Genomic DNA, 24,282 nt, shown 5'->3' on the forward strand with positions numbered 1-24,282 from the left:
CTGTCTTGGTTCTCTCTACGGCGATCGCCCCCTCGATCAGCACATTCCTGGGGCAGAAGTGTAAAGATTCTGTTGCATTCCGCTATGGTGGCATTACGTAAAGTTAAACGTTCTGCACAGGTCTGACGCAGCTATGGGAGGTGAACTCGCGGCCTTGACAGCCGCCTTTTTGTGGGCGGTGGCTACGGTAGTGTTTGGGCGACTGGGCAAGGCGCTGTCACCGCTAGTACTCAACCTGGCTAAAGGAGCGATCGCCCTGGTGCTGCTGGCTTTGACCCTAGCGCTGCTCGGCCAGAGTGCGGCGGGCCTAGACCGCCAAGCCGTGAGCATTTTGGCCCTCAGCGGCGTCATTGGCATCGGTTTGGGTGATACGGCCTACTTTGCCGCCATCAACCACCTCGGCCCCCGGCGGGCGCTGCTGCTCGAAACCCTGGCTCCGCCCCTGGCTGCCCTACTGGCCCTGGTGTTCTTGCAGGAAACCCTCAGCGGGGGAGCCTGGCTGGGCATAGGCCTCACCCTAGCCGGAGTAGTGTGGGTGATCGCTGAGCGGGTGCCGGGGGCAACCCCCGGACAGGCCGATCACCGGGGATTGCTGTACGGGGTGCTGGCGGCCCTGGGCCAGGCTACTGGAGCGGTGATGTCGCGGGCGGTGCTGGCCGATACCGAGGTAGATCCTATGTGGAGCTCGCTGCTGCGGCTGGGGGGCGGCTTCATTATTATTGTGGGAATTTTGCGCTGGCAGGGGCCGGTGGCGGGGCAACTAAGCCCGCTGCGATCGCCCAAATTACTAGCCGGTGTGGCCCTAGCGGCAGGCCTGGGTACCTATCTGGCGATCTACCTTCAGCAGATCGCCCTCAAGTACGCCGCTACGGGGGTGGCCCAGGCGCTGACTTCCACCAGCCCGCTGTTTGTGCTGCCTCTGGCAGCGGCCCTGGGCGATCGCGTTAGCCTCCGAGCTGTAGTCGGGGCGATGGTGGCCCTAGCAGGCATCGGTATTTTGGTGAACGGCTAGGCACAATAACTCAGGAAATGTCTGGGGAAGAAGATACCAGCTTCAATCCAGCGACTGTAGCTGTTGTTAGGGTGGGCATTGCCCGCCACTGAGAAAACTATTTTCCAGAAGCATCCTAAGCTGAGGCCTCATCGGGGCCAGGTTGAGGTGGGCCAACCAGCTGGCTCAAATTCCCAGGGTCAACGGCGTAGGCCGCCCCAAACCCCATCACAAACCGCCCCGTCTGGGGGCTAAGGCAAAAGATTTGAAAGTCGTCGAGCGATCGCAGCATAGAAATAATCTCCCCAAAGCGTTGCTCAAAGCGATCGGCTACCGCCTCCCAATCGGCGGTGCCTCGGGGCAGCAGGTTGGCCTGGCACTCAAAGGTAATGCGCTGACGGGCGAACACCTGGGGAGCTTTCGCTTCGTCTTCGATCAGCAGAATGCTGGCCAGGCCGGTGGTTTGCAGGTTGGCCGTGTGGGCCGACAGCCCGCTGGTGAAGATGTAGATCTGGTAATCGTCGTCGATGACGTAGGGCGCATAGCTGGCCTGGGGCTGGCCAGTGCCGTTGACGGTGCTCAGCATCAGGCTGTGCACCCGGGTGGGCAGGTCTTGGTAGGCTGCTAAAACCGCTGTAAAACTAGGCATTGGCGAATGGCAGTAAGCTTATAAGAACAACCGATCAGAGCTGTGCCGCCGCAGCGGCTTAGCGCTACAGTAATTGAGTTTTGGCTCTCAGGTATTTAGCACCAGGTACTATGTCGAGTTTATCCCGTCAGGTTCAGCCATCTGAGGCCTATCTAGGCAAACTAACCCCGGCTGACTGGGCGACCCTGGCCAAACGTGACGTGTTGGTGAAAGGCGGCAAGGGTCAGTACGGCATTATGGCAGCCACCTCAGTACCCCACGCCCTGGCCTGGGACGTGCTGACCGACTACAAAAATTTCTACCGGTTCTTGCCAACGGTGGTGAAAAGCCGCGTGGTCGAGGTCGATGGCGATCGCACCGTGGTCGAGCAGATCGACCGCCGCCGCATTCTGCTCTCCACCATGGAATCGAAGGTGTTGACCGAAAACCTAGAGCTAGACGGTCAGCAGATCAGCTTTCGGCTGCTGGAAGGCAACCTGGAATACATGTACGGCCACTGGCGTATCGACACCGCTACCCTAGCCCCCGGCACTGAACCGGTGCGGTTGCTGTCACAGCAGGTACGCGCCGAAGCCGACGTCGGCCCCTTTAAGTCAATGTTCTATAGCCTGTTCGAGGCTGGCCTAATCGACACCATTAAGGCTCTGCGCGGAGAGATGGAGCGGCGAGCAGCTTCGTCTAATCTTTAGGGAACGTAAACTTTTAGGCATTTTTACGCAGATCGGGGCAAAAAGCCGCCGAGCGATCGCAACTTATTCGATAATTAAAGCAGTGATCCCCGACGCTTTGCACCTAAAGCGCTAGGGCAGTATAGTCAAAGCCAGGCCTCTTTCTTACAGTTTGTAACGACTACCCGGATGCTGATTGTTCCGGAAATTTTACAGATTGATTGTAAGAATTTTATAAAGACCCCTTAGATAGTGGCCCCGGCTATGGGTACTCTCAGGGAAGGTGAAGGTGCTGCTGCCAGTTAATCGTTCTTTTGGTCGTTTGATTTTGGTCTTTGGGACATGCAAACTCCGCTTTCCACTAACTTCAGCCGCTATGCCCCAGCCGTCGATCATCTGCTGTTTTACAAGATTGTTCCCGATGCCGATGGCGTTCGCCTACGCATCTGGGAAAGCCCAACCGATCTAGACGAAAACCCTTCTCCCTATCTCTACATTCTCAATTTGCGGGTGAGCTCTATGGCAGAGGCCAAGAAACGCCTCAAGGCTCACCTAGCCCTTAACGGCGGCACCCTGGCTACTGGCCAAGAGTTACCCCAAAAAGGCAAGGTAAAACTTATGCCTCATCCCACTTGGAATGGTACCGAGGATATGGAGGACAGCTTCTAAAGTAGCCCAAGGATCAGACCTGCAAATCTATCTTTGGTGGTAGATATCAGAATTCACAGGATTCTTTGCCGCTAGCTGGTCAAACATCACTGGGGTGAGGGCAAAAGCTGGCTAATCCTGCCAGATGGGGGCGATCGATCGCCCTGCCTACTCCTGACGCACCTTAAACGATCGCCCGCTCCACCCCTGCGCCGGATAGTAGCTGGCCACTAGAGCGATCGCCATCCACCACAGCGTACTGATTTGGGGCCGATACATCACCGTGTCGGCAATGCCCTGGCCGAGAATGCCGCTGATCGAGGCGATCGCCCCCATCAGCCAATAGCCCTGCTGGTCCTGGGTTTCGCGCAGCCGCTGGAGCTGCACCCAGCCCTGGTGAAAGATCAGCAGCAGCAGCCACAGAAACGCCGTCAGCCCAATGATGCCCCCCTCCACCAGCACCTCTAAAAACACCGAGTAGGCGCTCAGAGCCGTATAGCGAGGCCGCTGAAACAGCGGATACACTGCGTTAAAGGCGTCGTTGCCGGGGCCAATGCCGAGGATGGGTCGGGCGCGAATCATGTCGATCACGGCGGCCCAGACATTCATGCGAAAGTTGTTGCTGCTGTCGGCCCGGCCCACAAAGATACTCAACACCCGCGCCCGCAGCGAATCGACCGCGATTACCCCCGCTATGACTACCGCCGCTGCTCCACCCAGCAGTAGTGGCAGTGCCCAGCGCTGCCAAAAGGGCGAAAACCAAATGCTCCAGTACTGCACCAGCAGCGTCATCAGCACAAAGCCAGCAATCAAAAAGCCAATCCAGCCGCCGCGACTGAGGGTCAAAATCAGACACAGAGTGTTAATCAGGGTGGCCAGCAGGGCGAGGCCCTTCGGCACCCAGCGGGGCCAGGCAAACACCGCCGCCGCGCTCAGCATCACCCCTGGAATCAGGTAGCCCGCCAGCAGGTTAGGGTTGCCCAAAAAGCTGTACACTCGCGTCACGTCGGCCACCGCTGAATTGCTGTCTACCCAGGTGGCCAGGGCGGTCGCCCCAAAGAAATACTGCCGCAGGCCGTACACCGCCACTGGCAAGGTGGTCAAAATATAGGCCAAAATCAGCAGGCCCCTGGCCCGGGGCCGCCGCGCCACCCGCGCAATCAGCAAAAATAGCAAAATATTCAGCGTCAGCTTGATCAGGCCGCTGACCGCTGCCCCGCGCACGGGCGAAAAAGCCGTGGCCAGCACCATTACTCCCCAGTAGACCGCTACCGTGAGGTGAACGGGCGACAGGCCCACCCCGGCTTCATCGGTGAGGGTGAGCAACGCCCACAGGGCCGCTGCCGCCAGCAGCAGCACCCCAATTAGCGTGGTCGAGACATAGGGAGCCAGGGCAAACAGCACCACTACAATGGCCAGGCCAATCCAGTCGCCCCAGGGCAATAGCCGGCTGCCCTGACGCCACCGCCGCAGCGGGGCCAGCAGCCGATGGATGAGGCTGGCGTCGCGCCATTGCTCTAGGGCAAAACCAGTGAGGGTGAGCTGTTGCCAAAAGTCAGTCAGCATGGCAGAAGGGGCGATCGCCAGTAAAATCCTTCCCATCATGCCAAGCTTTGAGCGATCTGCGGCAAACGAATTCATCCCCAGCGACTTAAATGGGCTCTATATCTCTTTCGCTGGGGGCTAGACCCAGAGCCTCTTTAGGGCTGCCGCCGCCGTTTTATCCTGGAACCCTTAAGAAACCGTTATGAATGGGGGATTGTTCAGGGGGCACGCAATGTTTTGTAACTGCCCGGTAGCTTTAATTAAGGGTTAATGACCGCCTGTGATCCCCTGTTTACAATGTGGGCAACACCAGAAGTCCCCTTGCTTCCTCGATCCTCAGGAGAAAACCATGGCCAGCCTCTTAGAGCAGCTTCGGCAAATGACCGTTGTTGTCGCCGACACCGGAGACATCCAAGCCATTGAAAAATTTACCCCCCGCGACGCCACCACCAACCCCTCGCTGATTACGGCGGCGGCCCAGATGCCCCAGTACCAGGCCATTGTCGATGACACCCTACTCAAGGCTAAGGCCGACGCTGGGGCGAGTGCGTCGGATAAAGACGTAGCTAATCTAGCTTTTAAAAACTTAGCGGTGGCCTTTGGTCACAAAATTTTGGGCATCATTCCCGGTCGGGTTTCCACGGAGGTGGACGCGCGCCTCTCCTACGACACCGAAGCTACGGTGTCTACCGCCCGCGATATCATCGCCCAGTACGACAAGCTGGGCATTACTCCAGAGCGGGTGCTGATCAAGATCGCCTCCACCTGGGAGGGCATCAAGGCCGCCGAAATTCTTGAAAAAGAGGGCATTCACTGCAACCTGACGCTGCTGTTTGGCATTCACCAGGCGATCGCCTGTGCCGAAGCGGGTGCCACCCTAATCTCGCCCTTCGTGGGCCGCATTCTCGACTGGTACAAAAAAGATACTGGCCGCGAAGAGTACCCCGCCCCCGAAGACCCCGGCGTGGTGTCGGTCACCGAGATCTACAACTACTACAAAAAGTTTGGCTACAAAACCGAGGTGATGGGGGCTAGCTTTCGCAACATCGGCGAAATCACTGAGCTGGCGGGCTGCGATCTGCTGACCATTTCTCCCCAGCTGCTGGCTAAGCTCGACGAAACCCAGGCCGACCTGCCCCGCAAGCTCGACCCCGCCAAAGCCGAGTCCATGGAGATTGAGAAACTCTCCATCGACGAAGCTACGTTTAGGTCGATGCACGAGGGCGATCGCATGGCCACCGAAAAGCTTGACGAAGGCATCAAAGGATTTAGCAAAGCCCTCGAAACCCTGGAGAACTTACTGGCTACCCGGCTCACCGAACTCACCCAGAGCGATGGCACGACATCCAAGGCTCGGGATGACCAGTTTGATCTGTTTAAAGCCTATGACCTAGACGGCGACGGCTTTATTACCCGGGAAGAATGGCTCGGCACCGACGCCGCCTTCGATGCCCTTGACCTCGACCACGACGGCAAGCTTTCCTCATCAGAAATTGTTGCCGGACTGGGACCTGCCTTTGAGGTTGCCACGGCCTAGGTGTTCTGAGGCTTAGCTCATCTAAACCCCAACCCAATCTGGATGTCTCTACTGGCTCAACTCACCCCGAGGCAGACAAATCCCTCCCTCGTGTGCACTGGGCTGGGTCACAGGGCTGGGAAATTCTGAGCGGGTGGGCGATCGCCAGTCGCTCCTATCTGTACGGGCTGGCTGGCGATTAGTTTTCCAAAGCGTTGAACTCGCTCGCCATTGCCGGGCTTGAACCGAGTGTTTCTGCCAGGGTGTTTCCGCAAAACGGTATTGAGCGCTACAGCTTGTCGCGCCCCTACCCCAGTATTGGTTAGAGCTACCGCGCTTCTCTCCGCCCTGAAAAAGCATGTCGTCAGGCCTGTTGCTGGGCTAACTGACCACCCAGGGCACCTTGTAGAGAAAACGTCTAACCCTGAATTTTTAGGAGACCCCTGGTGCTATTTGACGCCTATGATCCCGGCGACTTTTTTGACGAGCTGTTTTTAACCCAGGGTCAGCCCCGCCCCGAGGCCGATCTGCTGGTGCAGCGAGTGAATGCCCTGTCGCTGGTTGAGCTACAGCAGCGGCAGCAGGCGGCGCAAAATGCCCTGTTTAAGCTGGGGGTCACCTTCAACGTCTACAGCGACAACCAGGGCACCGAGCGCATCTTGCCCTTCGACGTGATTCCGCGCATCGTGCCCGGCCACGAGTGGGAATGGATCGAAAAGGGGCTCAAGCAGCGCATCTACGCCATCAACTGCTTTATCCACGACGTTTACAACGAGCAAAAAATTCTCAACGACGGCGTAGTGCCGCGCCACGTCGTCGAGAGCGCTCCCGGCTTTCTAAAGCCCTGCATGGGGCTCAACCCGCCCAACAATATCTGGTGCCACATCACCGGCACCGACCTGGTGCGCGACAAAGAGGGCCAGTGGTATGTGCTCGAAGACAACATGCGCTGCCCCTCTGGCGTCTCCTACGTGCTCGAAAACCGGCGGGTGATGAAGAACACCTTTCCCCACCTGTTTGCGGCGATGGATATTGCGGCGGTGGATGACTACGCCAGCCAGCTGCTCGAAACCCTGCTGAATTTGGTGCCCGAGACGCTAATCGATCCTCGCGTGGCGGTGCTCACCCCCGGCATGTACAACTCGGCCTACTTCGAGCATTCCTTCTTGGCCCAGCAGATGGGGGCTGAACTGGTGGAAGGCCGTGATCTGGTGGTGTCAGACGGCTACCTCAAAATGCGCACCACCAAGGGCCTGGAACGGGTGGATGTGATGTATCGCCGCATTGACGACGACTTTATTGACCCCAAGGCCTTTCGACCCGACTCGCTGCTGGGGGTGCCGGGGCTGATGGAGGTGTATCGGGCGGGACGGGTGGCGCTGGCCAACGCTCTGGGAACTGGGGTAGCCGACGACAAGCTGGTCTATGCCTACGTGCCCCAGATGATTCGCTACTACCTCGACGAAGACCAGATTATCCCCAACGTGCCCACCTACCTGTGCGAAGACGCGACCCAGCAGGCCCACGTGCTCGACAACCTTGATCAGCTGGTGGTCAAGGCCACCGATGCCTCTGGCGGCTACGGCATGCTGGTTGGCCCCCACGCCAGCGAGGAGCAGCGGGTTGAATTTAGCGATCGCATTCGCGCCAACCCCCGAGGCTACATTGCCCAGCCCACCCTTTGCCTGTCGCGGGTGCCCACCCTGATTGACGACACCTTCGAGGGCTGCCATGTCGATCTCAGGCCCTACATCCTCTACGGCCAGGATATTTACGTGAACCCCGGTGGCCTCACCCGCGTTGCCCTCAAGCGCGGATCCTTGGTAGTCAACTCTTCCCAGGGCGGCGGTAGCAAAGACACCTGGGTGGTGAAATCCATTGACCCCAACGCTCAGCTGCCAATACAAAGCCAATAGGCAATCTGTGCGATCGCAACACCCTATTACCTGGCCTATCTCTTTGTCCTCCTGGGGGGAGATGGTGCCTCACTCTTCCTATCTCCCCAATCCTCCATACCCCTTACCGCTATGCTCAGCCGCGTCGCCGATTCGATCTACTGGCTAAACCGCTACGTCGAGCGGGCCGAGAACGTCGCCCGCTTTGTGGATGTAAACCTTAACCTGCTGCTGGATGCGCCCCCCGGTATGGAGCAGCAGTGGGAACCGCTGGTGAGAACTACGGGCGACCAGGCAATGTTCAAAGCTCGCTATGGAGAGGCCTCGGCGGAGAATATTCTGAAGTTTCTCACCTTCGATCGCGACTACCCCAACTCAATTATTTCCTGCCTCAGGTCAGCGCGGGAAAATGCGCGATCGGTGCGGGAGGTGATTTCGTCAGAAATGTGGGAGCAGGTGAACTCGTTTTACCTGATGGTGAATGAGGCGGCAGACGTAGGGCTGCTATCGGAGCTGCACCGCTTTTTTCCAGAAGTGAAAATGGCCAGCCACCTGTTTGCCGGGGTGATGGATGCTACGATGGCCCACACCGAAGGTTGGCATTTCGGTCAGGTGGGGCGGCTGCTAGAGCGGGCCGACAAGACCGCTCGCATTCTGGATGTGAAGTACTACATTTTGCTGCCCTCGGTAACCGATGTGGGCTCGCCGCTAGATGACTTGCAGTGGATTGCCCTACTGAAGTCGGCCAGCGCCTACGAAATGTACCGCAAGCGCCAGTACCGCATTACCCCCCAGGGGGTGACGGAGTTTTTGATTTTGAACCGGGAGTTTCCGCGCTCCATTCAGTTTTGTTTGATTGAGGCGGAGCGATCGCTCCACTGCATTTCGGGCACCCCAGCGGGCACCTGGCGCACGGGCAGCGATCGCGCCCTCGGTCGCCTGCGCTCCGAGCTCGACTACCTCACCATTGAAGAAATTACCGAGCGGGGGCTGCACGAGTTTCTCGACGACCTGCAAAATCGGCTGAACGAGGTGGGAGCAAACATCTACACCGACTTTTTTGCCCTAGAGCCGGTGTAGCTGGCCTAGCGCACCAGCACCAGCACCAGGCTCAGCATTAGTAGCCCGACCAGACCTACCCAACCACGATGGTTGCCTAGCCAAAAGCTGATTTGCCGACCGATCGGGGGCTGAGGCAGAGTTAGCTCCTCCTCAACAGTGGTGGAGCGGTAGAGGGTGCAGGTCTTGGCGTCAGGCCGCTGGGGAAAGTTGCAGGTATCGTCAGCATCGTAGACGCAGGTGGCACATAGGGACTCATCGCCCTCAGTGCGGTGCAGCGGTATTCCCGGATGCCCGTGGGCCTTAAGCGTCAGCCGACAGCGGGGACACTGAATGGTGGTGGATTCGATGGTGGCCTGGCAGCGGGGGCACGAGAGCATAGAGCGCCGGAAAAACGAAGCGTGAAGAACGAAGACCTGTCTAGGTGTTGATCAACCCTCGATGCTGTTTCTATTGCCGTTGGCCATGGGTCGCAAAGGAACCCAGGCCGGGCTGTTCCATGGGTTGTGGGGAAATACCTACTTCAATGCTAGCGCAGCCGGAAGACGACCCTTAGGAAGCCACTGGGTTGGGATATCGCCGCACCTGATACTCCCGCGAGTCGATCATACGGTGGGAGAAGGGGGCTGCCGCTTCAAACTGCTGCTGCACCGCCTCCAAAACATCTTGGGGAATTGCTTTCCACTGCTCGCGGGTTTGCCAGCGAATGACAACGACAACTTGATCCAGCAGATCCGGCGAAATCCACACTTCCTTGGCGATATAGCCAGGGTACTGGCTGAGGGCTGCCGTCCAGATGTCGTTGTCGAGGCGAATAAAGGTTTCACGGTGGTCGGGGTCCACTGCAAAGGTCAGCCATTCAATCACCATCAGGAGGCTTCCTCAGTGAGACGCGCAATTTGAGCTTCGAAATAGTCCTGGCGGGTGCCCAGCACCCGCGCCAGCACCAGCCCTTCTCGATAGGCAGCTAGGGCCATCGGGGTTGCCCCCAGTTGCTCATGCACCTGGCCAAGCTGATCGTAGGCAGTCATCATGCCAAAGGCGCTGTGGGCCTGCCGTTCTACCACTAATAGCTGTTCGTAGAGGTAGCCCACATCGGCCCAGCGGCCCAGGGTTTTGTAGATCTCGGCCAGATCTCCGATGGCGATCGCGGCGATCTCTAACTGCTGTTGTTCAATGGCGTTGGTGTAGGCCGCCTGATACTGGCGGGCGGCGGTATCGAGATCGCCCAGGGTGAGATAGTTATTGGCAACCTGCTGCTGCAGAGGAGCAATTTGCGGCCACAGGCTGGCGTCGCTCTGGTAGAGGGTGAGCAGGCGCTGCTGTAGGGCGATCGCCTCGGCAAACTCCTGGGCCTGCTCCAGGTTCTCGGCCTGGAGCCCCAGATAGCGAATCTCGTCGTCCCGATCGCCATTAGCCTGGGCCATCGCCACCAGCTCGCCGTAGACCTGGGCCGCCTCAGGAAAATAAAACCAGTCGGCCCGCAGCGTCGCCAGGGCATCGAGCTGACGACGGTGCTCAGCACCATTGCCATCGACCAGGGCGGCATCGGCCAGGTCGCGGCGAATTTCGGCGGCGGCATCCACATCCCCCAGCACCTCGTAGGTGGCGGCCATGCCCTCCAGGCGATCGCTATCACTCGGCAGCGCTAGGTCGGCGCGAATTTCGTCGAGGCGCAGGGCGTAGAGCTGGAGATCGGGGGTGGCGTTGCGATCGCGCAGCACCTGCCCGACTCGGCCAATGGCGGCCAGTTCTGCCTCAATGCCCAGCAGGCGGCGCAGGCGAATCTCCCGTCGCCAGAGCAGGCGGGCCGCTTCGAGTTCCCCTGATTCGTCAAGGGCAGTGGCCTCTAGGGTCAGCTGGTCGAGTTCTTGCTCCAGGGCATAGAGCTCCAGCGGGCTGAGGGGGCGCGGCACTGGGGGCCTGGGCAGCAGCAGCGGATCGAGGGGGTCGTCTTGCAGGGGGTCGGCCAGAAAGGGAAAGCGAATTTCTGGACGCAGGGCCTGGGCCAGCGCCAGCGGGGTAGCGCCGAGGGTGAGGGCGATCGCCAGGGAGAAAGCGCCAGCTAAACGACGGAGCCTTCTCTGGGTCGGCAGAAAACCAGGCGGCAGAAGATGAGGTGCAAAAAACTGACGGGGCAACGGTTTTTTCCAAGCTGCTCACCTATCATAAACGCCGCCAACCGCCTAATGTGACAACCCCGTAACATCTCTGGGAGGCTCACCATAGAGAGAGCCGCCATCCTGTAATCTGAAGATTCGGTAGCGGTTTAACCGCCCTACCCATAGCGCTGCTCAACCTGCTCAAGACAGGTTTCCTCGGTCTGTTGATCGGGATCGCTGTTTGGCCGACAACCGCCTAGGCTAAAACCCCCAGGACTGTCCTGACGTGAATGGCAGTTGTCGTAGCGCCGTTACTGACCCTTTGCAAGCCTCGTTTCAGATTATGCAATCCACCGCATCCCCCACTGTTTCGACTTCCCGGCGCACTGTTCGCATCGTGTCTCGCAAGAGCCAGCTGGCGCTGATTCAAACCCACTGGGTGCGGGATGAGCTGCAGCGGCACTTTCCCGACTTGGCCTTTGAAATCGTCACTATGGAGACCCAGGGCGATAAAGTGCTGGACGTGTCGCTCTCTAAAATTGGCGACAAGGGCCTGTTTACCCAAGAGCTAGAAGACACCATGCTGCGGGGCGACAGCGACTTTGCCGTGCACTCCCTCAAAGACCTGCCAACCCGCCTGCCCGAAGGGCTGATGCTGGGCTGCATTACCCAGCGCGAAGACCCCGCCGATGCGCTAGTGGTGCACGAAAAAAATAAAGATAAAACCCTGGCTACCCTGCCCGAGGGCGCGGTGATTGGCACCTCGTCGCTGCGGCGGCTGGCTCAGCTGCGCCACCACTACCCCCACCTCACCTTCAAAGACATTCGCGGCAACCTCAACACCCGCCTGCGCAAGCTCGACGAGGGCGGCTACGACGGCATCATTCTGGCGGTGGCCGGCCTACAGCGCATGGATATGGGCGATCGCATCCACGAAATTCTTCCTGCTGAGATCTCCCTTCACGCCGTGGGCCAGGGTGCCCTGGGCATTGAGTGTCGCAGCGGCGACGATGACATTCTCCAGCTGCTGAGCGTGCTCTCTCACGCACCTACCACCGCCCGCTGTCTGGCCGAACGTGCCTTTTTACGAGAGCTAGAAGGGGGCTGTCAGGTGCCCATCGGCGTCAACACTGCCCTTGAAGGCGATACCCTCACTCTCACCGGCCTGGTGGCCAGCCTCGACGGCCAGCGGGTAATTAAAAACGCAGTGCAGGGGCCAGCGGCTGAGGCCGAAGCCCTGGGTGAGCAGCTTGCCCATCACCTGCGGGGCGAAGGTGCCCAGACCATCCTCGATGAGATCAACGCCACCAACCGAGCCTAGGGTTGCGCTGAGATTCCTGTCTGTCCCCTAACTTCTGGCGAGGGGAAAGTGTCCTGTGGAACGATGTTACATTTAGGCGGCCAGGGAGCCAATTTGAAAATTGGCCCCATTTCTCCAACCGAACTAAAGAAAAGCCTAAAATCTCCGAAAGTAGCCTCTGCATCTGGCCAAAGAGATAAACCATCGGTCACAATAAACTCAAGATTGGCCGGACGTGTATGGCCCCGACTCGTCTTCCTCCCGTGCCCAGGCTGGTATTAACACGATGTCAATTTCCCCTTTTTCCCGGCTGCTGTCTTTGGTGCGCTCCTCGGCTCTAGCCCTAGCACCTCTGGCGCTGACCACCGTAGCGACTGAGGTGGCGCTGGCGGCCACCCCACTGACCGAGTTTGAAGACAGCCCCAAGGTTGTCATCGACGAAGCCTGGCAAATCATCAACCGTGAGTACGTCGATAACAGCTTTAACCAGGTCGATTGGCAAGCCCTACGCCAAGATCTGCTCGGGAGAGAATACACCTCCCCAGATGCGGCCTATGGTGCTCTGCGGTCTGCACTGCGGCAGCTCAATGACCCCTACACCCGCTTTCTCTCGCCAGCAGAATACGCCGACCTCACCGACCAAACCTCAGGGGAGGTGTCGGGCATTGGGGTGCAGCTGGAGCGCAATAACCAGACTGGAGTCATGCTGGTAACAGGGGTTGCCTCTGGTTCCCCGGCGGAGATGTCGGGGATTGTGACGGGCGATCGCATTCTGCTGGTCGATGGCCAGAGTACCGAGCGGCTCACCCCCGAGGGCGTGCTGCAACAGCTGCGGGGCAACGAAGGCTCCCAGGTAACCCTGACCATTTCTCGCAACGGTGGTGCCCCCCGCACGGTGATTCTGACCCGCGCTCTCATGGATTTGCCCACCGTCGAATACTCACAAAAAACCGTGGGTGGTCGCCCCATAGGCTATATTCGGCTGATTGAGTTCAACGCCAACGCCGCCCCGCAGATGGCCAACGCCATTCGCAGTCTCACTGAGGCTGGGGTCGAAGGCTTTGTGCTCGACCTGCGCGGCAACCCCGGCGGGCTGCTAATGGCCAGCGTTGACATCAGCCGCATGTGGCTCCAGCACGGCCAAATTGTGCGCACCCTCGATCGCGGCGGCAACGACGAAGCGATCTCGGCCAACCGCACCGCTCTGACCGATCTGCCATTGACGGTTCTAGTCGATAGCCGCTCGGCCAGCTCCAGCGAAATCTTAACCGGAGCCCTGCGCGATAACGATCGCGCCACAGTAGTAGGCAACACCACCTACGGCAAAGCCCTGGTGCAGTCGCTCCACGGCCTCACCGACGGCTCTGGCCTGACCGTGACCGTGGCCCATTACTACACCCCCGACGGCACCGACATTAGCAGCCGGGGCATTACCCCCGATGTGGAGGTGGACTTGAGCGACAGCCAGCGTCGTCAGCTGTTTAGCAACCCGGCCCTCCTGGGCACCGACGCCGATGCCCAGTACCTCCGCGCCGCCGAGGTGCTAGAGCAAACTATTCTCGCCAGCCAGTCGCAACCGACCACTGGGGCTAGCCGGTTGGGCCGCATTGATCCAGCTGAGTAGCCATTTGGTGTTGACGAATTGAGGCATGAAGTTGGCTAGGGGCAAACGGCTGTTTGCCCCTACGAGAGGCACTGAATATTTAATTCATAGCCACGTTCAGCTACCCCAGCCATTTACTGTGCGACCGTTGAAACGGTCGCACAGGCTTTAAAGGCGTTCGGCGTAGGTAGTCACCGGCTCTTTAATAAAGCGGATGTAGAGGTGCTTGAAGGTAGACCTGACAACCCGAGGCATGCCGAAGTCGATGGGCATGAGTTCGGCGGGCAGCTGCCAGTTGGCCACCGCTAGGTCAGCGGGGGTGAGCAGCGGGAAGGCCATTTCTTCCCAATTGGGGCAGACTCCCAGCCGCATTGATTGAGCCACCGTGGGTACCGCTAGTGGATCGACCCCCAGCACGGCGACCATGGCGCGATCGAGGGCAAATACATTGGCCGATGCCCCCAGCACGCCTAAATCTCTGGGCTCCCCGCCGCTGGGGCCGTTGCCCTCATGGCCGACGATGCCATCCACAATCGTCAGCTCAGGGTCGATCAGCCGGGCGGTTTCCACCAGCATGGTGCCAAAGCGCTGCACGTCTTTGCCCGCCTCCATGTGCCACCAGGCTTTCATCTTGCCGGGTACGCAGCCAAACAGATTTTTGACCCCTAGGGTAAGGGTGAGCTGCACGTGGGATTTGACCTTGGGCAGGTTGATCACCACGTCGGCCTCCATTACCTCTTTGGAGAGGCGCAGGTGGTCAAACTCAGGGTTGTCGGTAGGGTAGCGATCGCCGTGCAGCTCCACAATTGGCAACCCGAGTTCCTGGGCCAAGGGCAGCAGCCCGTTGGCCTTGGCCACCCCACGGGCGCTGCCAAAGGCGGGGCTGTCGCCCAAAAAGGGCTTGCCGCCAGCGGCCATCACCTGCTGGGCCACGGCGTAGATCAGCTCAGGCCGGGTCGTGCATTCTTTCGTAGGACGAGCGCCGGTCAGCAGGTTGGGCTTGAGCAGCACGCGATCGCCCCGTTTCACAAAGGCCGCCATGCCGCCCAGGGGGGCGAGGAGCTGGGTGAGCGATCGCTCCAGTTCGGCCCTGTGGTAAGACTGGGCGCGGATCAAACTGACTGGCACCACCATGGCACTCTCCCGCAATAAATGGTCTGATTGGAGAATAACGCGGAACCCAATCGCTCCGCGTCTGCCCAACCTTTTCGGGAGGACTCTCAATGCTCAGCCTATGGGCCAAAACCAGCGGCACCTGGATCAACGTCGCCACCATTCTGCTGGGTACAACGTTGGGACTCATGCTGCGCAGTCGTCTGCCTAAGTCGATGCAGCAGATTATTACCCAGGCGGTGGGGCTGATGACCCTGGTGATTGGCGTGTCGATGGCCAGCGGACTCTCGGACATCGACGCTGGCCCCATTGACGGCATCATTCTGGCGCTGCTAGTGATGGTGGCCGGGGGGCTGCTGGGTGAATGGTGGCAGATCGAGAAGCGCCTCTCGGTGTTGGGCGACTGGCTCAAGGCCAGGGTGCGCGGCGGGGGCCGTTTTACTGAAGGGTTTGTGGCGGCCAGCCTGCTGTTCTGCATTGGCCCGATGGCCATTGTGGGCAGCCTCAACAACGGCCTGTCGGGCGACAATGCCCTGCTCACCCTGAAGTCTACGATGGACGGGCTGGCGGCGATCGCCCTGACCGGCACCTACGGCATTGGCGTTGGCTTTTCGGCCCTGAGTGTCCTGATCGTACAGGGGGCGCTGTCGCTGCTGGCCAGTCTGTCGGGGGCCATTTTCTCTGACCCGACTACAAGTCCTCAAGTTTTATTGATCACCGGCACCGGCGGGCTGATGATTTTGGGCATTGGCCTCAACCTGCTCGAAATTGGCCAGGTGCGGGTGGCCTCGTTTTTGCCAGCGCTGCTGCTGTGCCCCGTTGCGATCGCCCTGGCCCAGCGCCTTTAGCAACCTGTCCGGTGAATGAATCGGTTTCCATAACAACGCCGGGCTGTATTTGTACAACCCGGCATGCCCAATCAATCCATAGGATTTTAATGCGGATGGCGAGACTCGAACTCGCACAGCGTAAGCCACACGCCCCTCAAGCGTGCGTGTCTACCGATTCCACCACATCCGCTGGTGTGTGAACGGTGCCAACCGGGCGCAACTGAGGGAAAACTGTCGCCCAAGCACCAGCTCAGATATATAAGAGTAAACCATAATGGCCCCCTTGTCAGAACCCATCGCCAGCAATCTTTGTTGCCCTAGCCCCGTGATAGAATCAGCGACCGTCGTCGTCGTATGATGCTGATGATGGTCGGTTGCGGCAGTGGGCTGGGGTTGTCTAGCTGAGCTGCGCCCCAAACTTCAATGGTCTGTTGCTATTTGCCCTACGTACATGCGCTTTTCTAAGATTTTGATTGCTAACCGGGGAGAAATTGCGCTGCGCATCCTCCGTACCTGCGAAGAAATGGGCATAGCCACCGTTGCGGTTCACTCCACCGTCGATCGCCACGCCCTCCACGTGCAGCTAGCCGACGAAGCGGTGTGCATTGGTGAGGCCCCCAGCCAAAAGAGCTACCTCAACATTCCCAACATCATTGCCGCCGCCCTCACCCGCAACGCCAGCGCCATTCACCCCGGCTACGGCTTTCTGGCTGAAAACGCCCGCTTTGCCGAAATCTGCGCCGACCACCAAATCGTCTTTGTCGGCCCCTCTCCCGACTCGATTCGCAGAATGGGCGACAAATCGACGGCTAAAGACACCATGCAAAAGGTGGGGGTGCCCACGGTGCCCGGCAGCGGCGGCCTGCTCACCGACGAAGCCGAAGCCTATGCCACCGCCAGCGAAATCGGCTACCCGGTGATGATCAAAGCCACCGCCGGGGGGGGCGGGCGCGGCATGCGCCTGGTCAACAGCGAGTCTGAGCTGGTCAAGGCCTTCATGGCGGCCCAGGGGGAGGCCCAGGCCGCCTTCGGCAACTCCGGCGTCTACATGGAAAAGTTTATCGATCGCCCCCGCCACATCGAGTTTCAGATTTTGGCCGACAGCTACGGCAACGTGGTGCACCTGGGCGAGCGCGACTGCTCCATTCAGCGGCGGCACCAAAAGCTGCTTGAAGAAGCCCCCAGCCCTCGCCTCACCACCGATCAGCGCGAAAAAATGGGGGCGGCGGCGGTGCTGGCGGCCCAGTCGATCAACTACGTGGGGGCGGGCACTGTCGAGTTTCTGGTCGACAGCCAGGGCAACTTCTACTTCATGGAGATGAACACCCGCATTCAGGTCGAGCACCCCGTCACTGAAATGATTACCGGCATCGACCTGATTGCCGCCCAGCTCACCATTGCTCAGGGCGAAAAGCTGCCCTTTACCCAGTCAGAGATTCAAATTCGTGGCCATGCGATCGAGTGCCGCATCAACGCCGAAGACCCTGACCACAACTTTCGCCCCAACCCCGGTCGCATCAGCGGCTACCTGGCCCCCGGCGGCATGGGCGTGCGCATGGATTCCCACGTGTATACCGACTACGAAATTCCGCCCTACTACGATTCGCTGGTGGGCAAGCTGATCGTCTGGGGGCCAGACCGCCCCACCGCCATTCGCCGCATGCGCCGCGCCCTGAGGGAGTGCGCTATTACCGGCCTGCCCACCACCATTGGTTTCCACCAAAAGGTGCTGGAGAACGCCAACTTCCTCAGTGGCGATGTTTACACCAATTTTGTCGCCGAAATGATGGCGATCAAGTAGCCCAAACCAGGACAATTGTAGGGTGCGTTAAACGGGCCAAGACCCTCTGCGATGAACCGCTAAACCTGAGTCCCGCCGTAACGCACCGCTGACTAAACGAGAGAACTTCTGACCCAATGCCCTATCTAAACCATGGAGCAGAGTGCTGGATATCACCCGTAGGGTGACTTTTGGGGAGCTGAGGCGGGCTAACCGAGCATTCGCAACAAACCTTGCTGCCCAACGAGAATTTCTCGCAGCAGGGTGACAATGCCGACCCAAACGACCGGGGCAATATCGACGCCGCCAATGGGGGGGACTACCTTGCGCATGGGCACCAGCAGGGGCTCCGTGGGCAAGGCGATCAGGGAAAAGGGCAGCTTAGCCAGGTCGGCCTGGGGGTACCAGGTGAGCACAATGCGAAAGATAAACAGCAGGGTCATGAGGCCCAGTAGCAGGCCCACGCCTATATTCAGCACCTGTGTGGCGGCCATGGGATTCTCTCCAAAATACGCTGTTGCCGTAGATGTCATTCTAAAGCCTTCCTCGGCTGATTCTCTGCGCCCTGCTGGTGGCTGTGGCTGACGCCGTTGGAAAAGGCATCGCACTAGACAGAGCTTTAGTGGAGGCGAGCGTGGTTGGGCAATAATGATCAATAATGATCAGTAACAATTCGGTTTCAATCGTTAATCAGGATCAAAAGATATGACATCGTCTTTAGCCAACTTCTTGCTGAGCCTGCTGGCTGGTGCCGTGATTATCGTCGTCCCCGCCACGATTTTTCTCGTGTTTGTTAGCCAGCGCGACAAAATTCAGCGCCAGTAGTCTCAAAGGGCTGTGCCCGCTGGCCTAGGTCGGGGGGCACAATCTGGTAGTCTTGCGGTCGGGAACCCTTTAGGCGTTCCCGATTTTTTCGTTAAGTCGGCTAGAATTAACGTGTTCGGTTGGCAGAGGCGATCGCCTAAGAGGAATTTGCCGTGAATTTTGGTACCCCCGTCCCCCTGCTGCTGGGCATCTTTATGGTTCTCTGCGGCGTGGCGCTGTTTTTCTTAGACCGGCTGAAGCCCGGCTATGAGCGCGACTCTGACAAGGTCTATGCCATTCTGTTTTTGCTGTCAGGGGTGTTTTTGCTGGGCAACCTGACGATGGATATCATTCCTTCCTTTCAGCAAATGCTGATGGTGGGCATGTTGGTGTCGTTGATGATTCAGAATATCAACTCTAGAACGCCGCTGGTCAGAACCAGTTTTCAAGGGGATGGCGGCGATTTTGGCGGTGGTGGCGGCTACCGTCCGCCCCGAGGCAGTCGCCCCCCGGTTTATGCTCCCGACAACCGCACAAATCTGCGCGCTGAGCTAGACCGCCGCGATTACGGCCCCGCCGATCCCTACAATCGCCCTCGGCCTATGCTTGAGGGGCGTGGCGAACCGACCGGACGCCCTCCCTACAACCCCGATGTCTACGGCGATGGTCGCCCGATGCGCCGCGAAGATATTCCGATGGATCGGCCGATGGATCGCTCGGATGGACGCTCCATGGGCGATCGCCCCCTCGATGGCCCCGATGGCCCGCCCTACTACGACAGCAATCCTCGTCCTGGGGACGATCGTGTCCGCCGTCGTCGCCCCCCTAAGAGCCGCAGCGAGTACAACGATCGCTACCGCATTGACCCCGGCCCGCAGCCACCTCGCCCCGACTACCGCCCCGATCGCGACCAGCTCTAGGCGTGGTGAACGATTCTGACCCTTCGGCTCATGCTCTGGTTTCGCCTCGGTGATTGCTTTGTCGTCTTTGCCCGTTGATTTTGATACCGCTACCATTGCTGGCACTGCGCTGTGGGCGATCGCGCTTTACTGGGGCTTTTCTCCTGTGGCCGATCGGGTAATTTCAGCTTTGGAAAGCTGGCTGGGCGCAGACTCCCCGGCGGCATCGCTGTTGAGCATTCTGCCGTTTTTGGCAGTGGGTGGTTTCGCCCATTATGGTCTGACGCTATCGCTGGGGGGCAGCTGGGCGGTGAGCCTGGGGGTGCTGGCGGCGATCGGCTGTGGTGTGTACGAGCTAGGCCGCCGCGACGGGCAAGCGTCTGAATAACAACTGCCACAGGTTTAGCAAGGGCAGCTTTGCCGAGGGCGTTTGTAACAGTGCAGACGCGATCGCGCCCAGGCCATAGGCATGGGTAAAGCGCTTTGCTATCCTACCCACAGCGGGAGCAGGATATCGCCGTTCTATGAAACCTAAGCAATTTATCCTTTTGGGGCTTCCTGGGGTGGGGGTTAGGGCGCAGGCGATCGCATTAGCCGAACGCTGGCAGGTGCCCCACGTCTCTATGGGAGATCTGGTGCGTGGGGCGATCGCTGCCGAGACGGCAATCGGCGTTGAGGCCCGCCCCTACGCAGATGCAGGCGAGCTGATTCCCGATGCGTTGGCGATGAAGCTGATTCGTAAGCGGTTTGAGCAGCCTGACACCATGCTCAAAGGCTGGGTTTTGGATGGGTTCCCGCGCACGCTGGCCCAGGCCCAGGGGTTTGATGAGTGGTGGGCAGCAGTGGGGCAACCGCCAGCGACAGTGGCCTACCTCAAAGCGTCGCCTGAGTTTTTAATCATTCGACTCCTAAACGAAAGCAGCGAAAAGCCTCCGATCTCAGCCATTCGAGAGCGTTTGGAGAGTTTTCAGCAGTCGTTAGAGTCGCTGCTTGAGCACTATCAGCAGCAGTCGCAGCTCGCCACCATTAATGCCAGCCTGTCGTTTGCGGAGGTGGCCAGCGCTCTGGCCCTGCTCGGGCAAGAAGACACGGGTGCCGCCAAACTAATTCGCGATGAGGCTGAACTCGATGCGCTGCTGGCCAGTGAACCACTACTGGTGGTCGACTGTATGGCGTCTTGGTGTGGCTCTTGCAAACAGGTGACGCCCGCGATCGATAAACTGGCCGAGACCTATGGCGACTCTGTCATGGTGAGAAAGATCGACTTTGACGCCAATCGGCAGATTACCAAGCGATTTGAGCTGAAGGGCATCCCGGCGGTGATGTTTTTCAAAGACGGTGAACGGACGGAAACCCTAACCGGCGTCAAGTCGTACCAAGAATACAGCGCAGCGATCACTCGTCTATTAGCCTGAAGCTACACCAAGAAGAACTGAGCCTTGCTGCTGAATGGCGCTATGGAGGAATTCCTGCATAGCGCTATTCAGGGTTGCTTTCACCTGCTCTGAAAATGGGCGCTGATCTCTGTTAACAGCTCGACTCATGCTTTGGCTTCTAGAGGCCTGGGATGAGTTTAAGCGATCGCGTCCTTCACAACACTTTACTAAATCGTGCAGTTACTTTACTAAACGGTTTAGTAAAGTGTTAGCAGATCAACGTGTTCTTTTCTGAAGGTAATCGCTATGACACCAGACTCATCAAGCGTTCTTCACACGGACTGCTGCATCGTAGGCGCTGGCCCTGCGGGTGCCGTTTTGGCATTGTTGCTGGCTAGGCAAGGTATCTCAGTCACACTGCTAGAAGCACATAGAGACTTCGATCGCGATTTTCGGGGAGATACGCTTCAGCCCTCGGTGCTGACACTGATGGAAGAACTGGGTTTGAGCGAACAACTGCTGCAAATCCCCCACAGTCAGGCTCATCAACCCCACATGCATACGGAACAAGGTGATTTTACGTTCATTGATTACAGTCATCTCAAGACCCGTTTTCCGTTTCTGACCGTCATGCCCCAGGTGCGTTTTCTAGAATTCATTATTGAGCAGGCCAAACAGTACCCAAACTTTCAGCTGATCATGGGTGCAAATGTTCAAGAATTGGTTGAATCAGCCGGAACGATTCAAGGGGTGCGCTACCGAGGCCAGGGCGAATGGCATGAAATTCGCGCAACGCTAACGATTGGCGCAGATGGGCGACACTCTCGCGTTCGACAGCTGGCGGGGTTGACGTTCCCTAAATCCAGTGACTCCCCTTTAGACGTTTTGTGGTTCCGATTGCCCCGCTATCCCAACGAATCCGACGAACTCACGGCTTTGGTTGGGCATGGTCAATTTATTGCACTGATGAACCGCGATACCCAGTGGCAAGTGGGCTGTGTAATTGCCAAAGGAGCCTATCAAACGTTGCGGAGACAGGGGTTAGAGGCTTTTCGGCAATCCATTGTCAAGGCAGTGCCTCAGTTTAGCGATCGCATTGAGCAGCTACAGAACTGGTCTCAAGTTGCCTACCTCTCTGTAGAAACGGGCTGTCTCAAACGCTGGTATCGGCCTGGTCTGCTGCTGATTGGCGACGCGGCTCACGTCATGGCTCCCTTTGGCGGGGTTGGCATTAACTACGCGATCGCCGATGCCGTCGTCGCAGTCAACATCCTGACTGAACCTTTGAGGGCCAAGCAAGTTACCTACCAAGATTTGCGGAAAGTACAGCGTCGTCGAGCCCTGCCGACCTGGCTGATCCAAACGTTTCAATCCATCATTCAACAACAGCTATTTTTGCCAGGGTTAGATGCGACCCAGCCTTTTCAGCCACCTGCACTGATGCGCCTGCCCATTGTTCCAAGGCTACTGGCAAGATTTCTTGGCTTTGAACTCATCCCCGTTCACGTCGCGCCAGCCGTCCAACAGTCCACTCACACGTTAAGTTTAGAAAGCCATTAGCAGCGGGTAAAGCGGAACATTAGGCCAATTCTCGGTGGCGGAAGCAGCCTAGGGTGTGGTCGTTGACCATGCCTGCTGCCTGCATGTAGGCGTAGCAAATGGTGGTGCCGACAAACTTAAAGCCGCGCTGCTTGAGGTCTTTGCTCATCGCATCGGAGGCGGCGGTGCGGGTGGGAGCATCGGCCAGGGTAGGCCACGCATTTTGCACGGTTTCACCATCGACAAACTGCCAGATGTAGCGATCGAAGCTGCCGAAGGTTTCTTGCACTTTAAGGAACGCCTGGGCGTTGAGGGTGGCGGCGGCAATTTTGAGCCGGTTGCGCACAATGCCCGCGTTTTGCAACAGCTCCTGGTGCTTGGTTTCGTCGTAGCCAGCGACGATCGCAGGATCAAAGCCGTCGAAGGCGGCGCGAAAGTTTTCGCGCTTGCGCAGAATGGTGATCCAGCTCAGCCCGGCCTGAAAGCCATCGAGAATGATGAACTCGAAGTGTTTGGTGTCGTGGTGCAGCGGCACCCCCCACTCGGTGTCGTGGTAGGCGATCTCAATCGGGTCGGTTTGATGCACCCAGCCGCAGCGGGGTAGAGCGTTGGGGGTGGGGAGCATGGGCCATTGTCGAGAACGAATCAATGCAATTGTACTGGTTTGGGCGGCGCGATTGTCAAAGATTGGTCGGGGCCATACTTCCTTACTTAAACAATCCCCACCCCAAGCGCCATGACTCCAGATTCATCGCTAGTATGGAAAATGTCCTTGCGTTTAGAGAGCACCCATGTCTACCGCTGCGCCTCCCATCCAGCCCCAGGCCATGGATGACATTAAACACGGTCTGCCCGTCACCATCATTACCGGCTTTTTGGGCAGCGGCAAAACCACCCTGCTCAACCACATTCTGGCCAACCAGGAGGGGCTCAAAACCGCCGTGCTGGTGAATGAGTTTGGCGAAATCGGCATCGACAACGACCTGCTGATCGCCACCGAAAACAGCGACGACACCATGGTCGAACTCAGCAACGGCTGCATCTGCTGCACCATCAACAACGACCTGATGGAAGCGGTTTACAAAGTGCTGGAGCGCCAGGACAAAATTGACTATTTAGTAGTGGAAACCACAGGGCTGGCCGACCCCCTGCCCATTGCCCTGACCTTTTTGGGCACCGAGCTGCGCGACATGACCCGGCTCGACTCGATCGTCACCGTGGTGGATGCCGAAAACTACAGCCTGGATCTGTTCAATAGCCAGGCGGCCCACAACCAAATTGCCTACGGCGACATTATTTTACTCAACAAGGCCGACCTGGTCGATGACGCCGATCTCGATCTGCTGGAGGTCAAAATTCGCGATGTCAAAGAGGGCGCTAGAATTCTCCGCACCACCAAATCGCAGGTGCCTCTGCCGCTAATTCTCAGCGTGGGGCTGTTTGAGTCAGATAAGTACTTTGGTGGTGACAGCGCTGAGGCCGAGCACGATCATGACCATCACGGGCACGATCACCACGACCACGCGGCCCACGACCACGCCAATTGTGACCACGACCATGGCCACTGTGAGCACGACCACGATGCTCACGGTCATGCCCACGATCACGCTCATCACCACTCTGACCACTTGGCCATCGATGGGTTTACGTCGCTGTCCTTTGCCAGCGATCGCCCCTTTGCGATCCGCAAGTTTCAGCACTTTCTCGACAACCTGCTGCCCGAGTCGGTGTTTCGGGCTAAGGGCATTCTCTGGTTTGACGAAAGCCCCAAGCGCCATATCTTTCACCTCAGCGGCAAGCGCTTTTCGCTCGACGATGACCAGTGGAAGGGCGAACCCAAGAATCAGCTAGTGCTGATTGGCCAGGGGCTAGACCACGATACCCTGCGCGAACAGCTCAACGCCTGCCTGGGGATTCCTTCCCCAAAGCGGGGGCAGGGGTTTGGCAAATAGAGGAACACAAAGC

The 24,282-nt window shown here is 58.5% G+C and carries 24 protein-coding genes and 1 tRNA gene; 16 read left to right on the forward strand and 9 right to left on the reverse strand.

The window, feature by feature from the left end; all coding sequences use genetic code 11:
- Window positions 1-133: 133 nt before the first annotated feature.
- Window positions 134-1,012: a DMT family transporter gene (locus tag VB780_RS01440; RefSeq protein ID WP_323349356.1), complete on the forward strand. Its 879-nt coding sequence runs from the start codon at window positions 134-136 to the stop codon at window positions 1,010-1,012.
- Between the two features lie 115 nt (window positions 1,013-1,127).
- Here the strand turns inward: VB780_RS01440 and VB780_RS01445 are convergent, their stop codons facing one another.
- Complete coding sequence (locus tag VB780_RS01445; protein ID WP_323349357.1) at window positions 1,128-1,640, reverse strand: HugZ family protein; 513 nt, start codon at window positions 1,638-1,640, stop codon at window positions 1,128-1,130.
- A 110-nt stretch (window positions 1,641-1,750) separates the two neighbouring features.
- Here VB780_RS01445 and VB780_RS01450 point away from each other — a divergent pair, with 110 nt between their 5' ends.
- Both VB780_RS01450 and VB780_RS01455 read left to right on the forward strand, forming a co-directional pair.
- On the forward strand, window positions 1,751-2,329 hold the full coding sequence (locus VB780_RS01450) for an SRPBCC family protein (RefSeq protein ID WP_323349358.1): 579 nt from the start codon (window positions 1,751-1,753) through the stop codon (window positions 2,327-2,329).
- 321 nt (window positions 2,330-2,650) lie between these two features.
- Window positions 2,651-2,977: a hypothetical protein gene (locus VB780_RS01455; RefSeq protein ID WP_323349359.1), complete on the forward strand. Its 327-nt coding sequence runs from the start codon at window positions 2,651-2,653 to the stop codon at window positions 2,975-2,977.
- A 147-nt stretch (window positions 2,978-3,124) separates the two neighbouring features.
- Here VB780_RS01455 and VB780_RS01460 read toward each other — a convergent pair whose 3' ends face one another.
- The gene (locus tag VB780_RS01460; protein ID WP_323349360.1) at window positions 3,125-4,558 is read right to left on the reverse strand and encodes an IctB family putative bicarbonate transporter; all 1,434 of its coding nucleotides are present in this window, start codon (window positions 4,556-4,558) and stop codon (window positions 3,125-3,127) included.
- A gap of 292 nt (window positions 4,559-4,850) precedes the next feature.
- Between VB780_RS01460 and VB780_RS01465 the strand changes: the two genes are divergently transcribed.
- The 3 genes from VB780_RS01465 (at window position 4,851) to VB780_RS01475 (ending at window position 8,992) form a co-directional block, all read left to right on the forward strand.
- Window positions 4,851-6,038: a transaldolase gene (locus tag VB780_RS01465; protein WP_323349361.1), complete on the forward strand. Its 1,188-nt coding sequence runs from the start codon at window positions 4,851-4,853 to the stop codon at window positions 6,036-6,038.
- 425 nt (window positions 6,039-6,463) lie between these two features.
- A complete protein-coding gene (locus tag VB780_RS01470) occupies window positions 6,464-7,933 on the forward strand; it encodes a circularly permuted type 2 ATP-grasp protein (RefSeq protein ID WP_323349362.1) in 1,470 nt (489 codons plus the stop codon).
- Window positions 7,934-8,044: 111 nt separating this feature from the next.
- Window positions 8,045-8,992 carry an alpha-E domain-containing protein gene (locus tag VB780_RS01475; RefSeq protein WP_323349363.1) on the forward strand — a complete coding sequence of 316 codons (948 nt, stop codon included), beginning with the start codon at window positions 8,045-8,047 and terminating at the stop codon, window positions 8,990-8,992.
- Between the two features lie 5 nt (window positions 8,993-8,997).
- On the opposite strand, the gene VB780_RS01480 is transcribed toward VB780_RS01475, so the two are convergent.
- The 3 genes from VB780_RS01480 to VB780_RS01490 all read right to left on the reverse strand — a co-directional run bounded on the left by VB780_RS01480 (window position 8,998) and on the right by VB780_RS01490 (window position 11,112).
- Window positions 8,998-9,351, reverse strand: a complete 354-nt coding sequence (locus VB780_RS01480; protein WP_323349364.1) for a zinc ribbon domain-containing protein — start codon at window positions 9,349-9,351, stop codon at window positions 8,998-9,000.
- Between the two features lie 172 nt (window positions 9,352-9,523).
- Window positions 9,524-9,841: a TIGR03792 family protein gene (locus tag VB780_RS01485; protein WP_323349365.1), complete on the reverse strand. Its 318-nt coding sequence runs from the start codon at window positions 9,839-9,841 to the stop codon at window positions 9,524-9,526.
- The gene (locus VB780_RS01490) at window positions 9,841-11,112 is read right to left on the reverse strand and encodes a hypothetical protein (protein WP_323349366.1); all 1,272 of its coding nucleotides are present in this window, start codon (window positions 11,110-11,112) and stop codon (window positions 9,841-9,843) included. The genes VB780_RS01485 and VB780_RS01490 overlap by 1 nt, the downstream gene beginning before the upstream one ends.
- A 304-nt stretch (window positions 11,113-11,416) precedes the next feature.
- On the opposite strand from VB780_RS01490, the gene hemC reads away from it, so the two are divergent.
- Window positions 11,417-12,394 carry a hydroxymethylbilane synthase gene (hemC, locus tag VB780_RS01495; RefSeq protein WP_323349367.1) on the forward strand — a complete coding sequence of 326 codons (978 nt, stop codon included), beginning with the start codon at window positions 11,417-11,419 and terminating at the stop codon, window positions 12,392-12,394.
- 265 nt (window positions 12,395-12,659) lie between these two features.
- The gene (locus VB780_RS01500; protein ID WP_323349368.1) at window positions 12,660-13,997 is read left to right on the forward strand and encodes a S41 family peptidase; all 1,338 of its coding nucleotides are present in this window, start codon (window positions 12,660-12,662) and stop codon (window positions 13,995-13,997) included.
- A 147-nt stretch (window positions 13,998-14,144) separates the two neighbouring features.
- On the opposite strand, the gene VB780_RS01505 is transcribed toward VB780_RS01500, so the two are convergent.
- Window positions 14,145-15,110 (reverse strand): DUF362 domain-containing protein, encoded by a 966-nt coding sequence (locus tag VB780_RS01505; RefSeq protein ID WP_323349369.1) that lies wholly within the window; start codon window positions 15,108-15,110, stop codon window positions 14,145-14,147.
- Between the two features lie 89 nt (window positions 15,111-15,199).
- Here VB780_RS01505 and VB780_RS01510 point away from each other — a divergent pair, with 89 nt between their 5' ends.
- Window positions 15,200-15,937 carry a DUF554 domain-containing protein gene (locus tag VB780_RS01510; protein WP_323349370.1) on the forward strand — a complete coding sequence of 246 codons (738 nt, stop codon included), beginning with the start codon at window positions 15,200-15,202 and terminating at the stop codon, window positions 15,935-15,937.
- A gap of 90 nt (window positions 15,938-16,027) precedes the next feature.
- On the opposite strand, the gene VB780_RS01515 is transcribed toward VB780_RS01510, so the two are convergent.
- Window positions 16,028-16,109: transfer RNA gene (locus VB780_RS01515), tRNA-Leu, on the reverse strand.
- 261 nt (window positions 16,110-16,370) lie between these two features.
- On the opposite strand from VB780_RS01515, the gene accC reads away from it, so the two are divergent.
- Window positions 16,371-17,720: an acetyl-CoA carboxylase biotin carboxylase subunit gene (gene accC / locus VB780_RS01520; protein ID WP_323349371.1), complete on the forward strand. Its 1,350-nt coding sequence runs from the start codon at window positions 16,371-16,373 to the stop codon at window positions 17,718-17,720.
- 188 nt (window positions 17,721-17,908) lie between these two features.
- Here accC and VB780_RS01525 read toward each other — a convergent pair whose 3' ends face one another.
- Window positions 17,909-18,193, reverse strand: coding sequence for a YggT family protein (locus tag VB780_RS01525; RefSeq protein WP_323349372.1), 285 nt, complete (start codon window positions 18,191-18,193; stop codon window positions 17,909-17,911).
- Window positions 18,194-18,404: 211 nt separating this feature from the next.
- Here VB780_RS01525 and psbX point away from each other — a divergent pair, with 211 nt between their 5' ends.
- From psbX to VB780_RS01550, 5 genes are all read left to right on the forward strand, one after another.
- Window positions 18,405-18,524 carry a photosystem II reaction center X protein gene (gene psbX / locus VB780_RS01530; protein ID WP_323349373.1) on the forward strand — a complete coding sequence of 40 codons (120 nt, stop codon included), beginning with the start codon at window positions 18,405-18,407 and terminating at the stop codon, window positions 18,522-18,524.
- Window positions 18,525-18,676: 152 nt separating this feature from the next.
- A complete protein-coding gene (locus tag VB780_RS01535; RefSeq protein WP_323349374.1) occupies window positions 18,677-19,423 on the forward strand; it encodes a Ycf66 family protein in 747 nt (248 codons plus the stop codon).
- Window positions 19,424-19,490: 67 nt separating this feature from the next.
- The gene (locus tag VB780_RS01540; RefSeq protein WP_323349375.1) at window positions 19,491-19,790 is read left to right on the forward strand and encodes a hypothetical protein; all 300 of its coding nucleotides are present in this window, start codon (window positions 19,491-19,493) and stop codon (window positions 19,788-19,790) included.
- A 136-nt stretch (window positions 19,791-19,926) separates the two neighbouring features.
- A complete protein-coding gene (locus VB780_RS01545) occupies window positions 19,927-20,817 on the forward strand; it encodes a nucleoside monophosphate kinase (protein WP_323349376.1) in 891 nt (296 codons plus the stop codon).
- 267 nt (window positions 20,818-21,084) lie between these two features.
- Complete coding sequence (locus VB780_RS01550) at window positions 21,085-22,338, forward strand: FAD-dependent oxidoreductase (protein ID WP_323349377.1); 1,254 nt, start codon at window positions 21,085-21,087, stop codon at window positions 22,336-22,338.
- Window positions 22,339-22,357: 19 nt separating this feature from the next.
- On the opposite strand, the gene VB780_RS01555 is transcribed toward VB780_RS01550, so the two are convergent.
- Window positions 22,358-22,942 carry a DNA-3-methyladenine glycosylase I gene (locus tag VB780_RS01555; protein WP_323349378.1) on the reverse strand — a complete coding sequence of 195 codons (585 nt, stop codon included), beginning with the start codon at window positions 22,940-22,942 and terminating at the stop codon, window positions 22,358-22,360.
- 166 nt (window positions 22,943-23,108) lie between these two features.
- Between VB780_RS01555 and VB780_RS01560 the strand changes: the two genes are divergently transcribed.
- Window positions 23,109-24,269 carry a GTP-binding protein gene (locus VB780_RS01560; protein WP_323349379.1) on the forward strand — a complete coding sequence of 387 codons (1,161 nt, stop codon included), beginning with the start codon at window positions 23,109-23,111 and terminating at the stop codon, window positions 24,267-24,269.
- Window positions 24,270-24,282 lie beyond the last annotated feature (13 nt).

Origin of the sequence: Leptolyngbya sp. CCNP1308 (genome assembly GCF_034932455.1) — a bacterium.
GTDB lineage: Bacteria > Cyanobacteriota > Cyanobacteriia > Phormidesmidales > Phormidesmidaceae > Nodosilinea.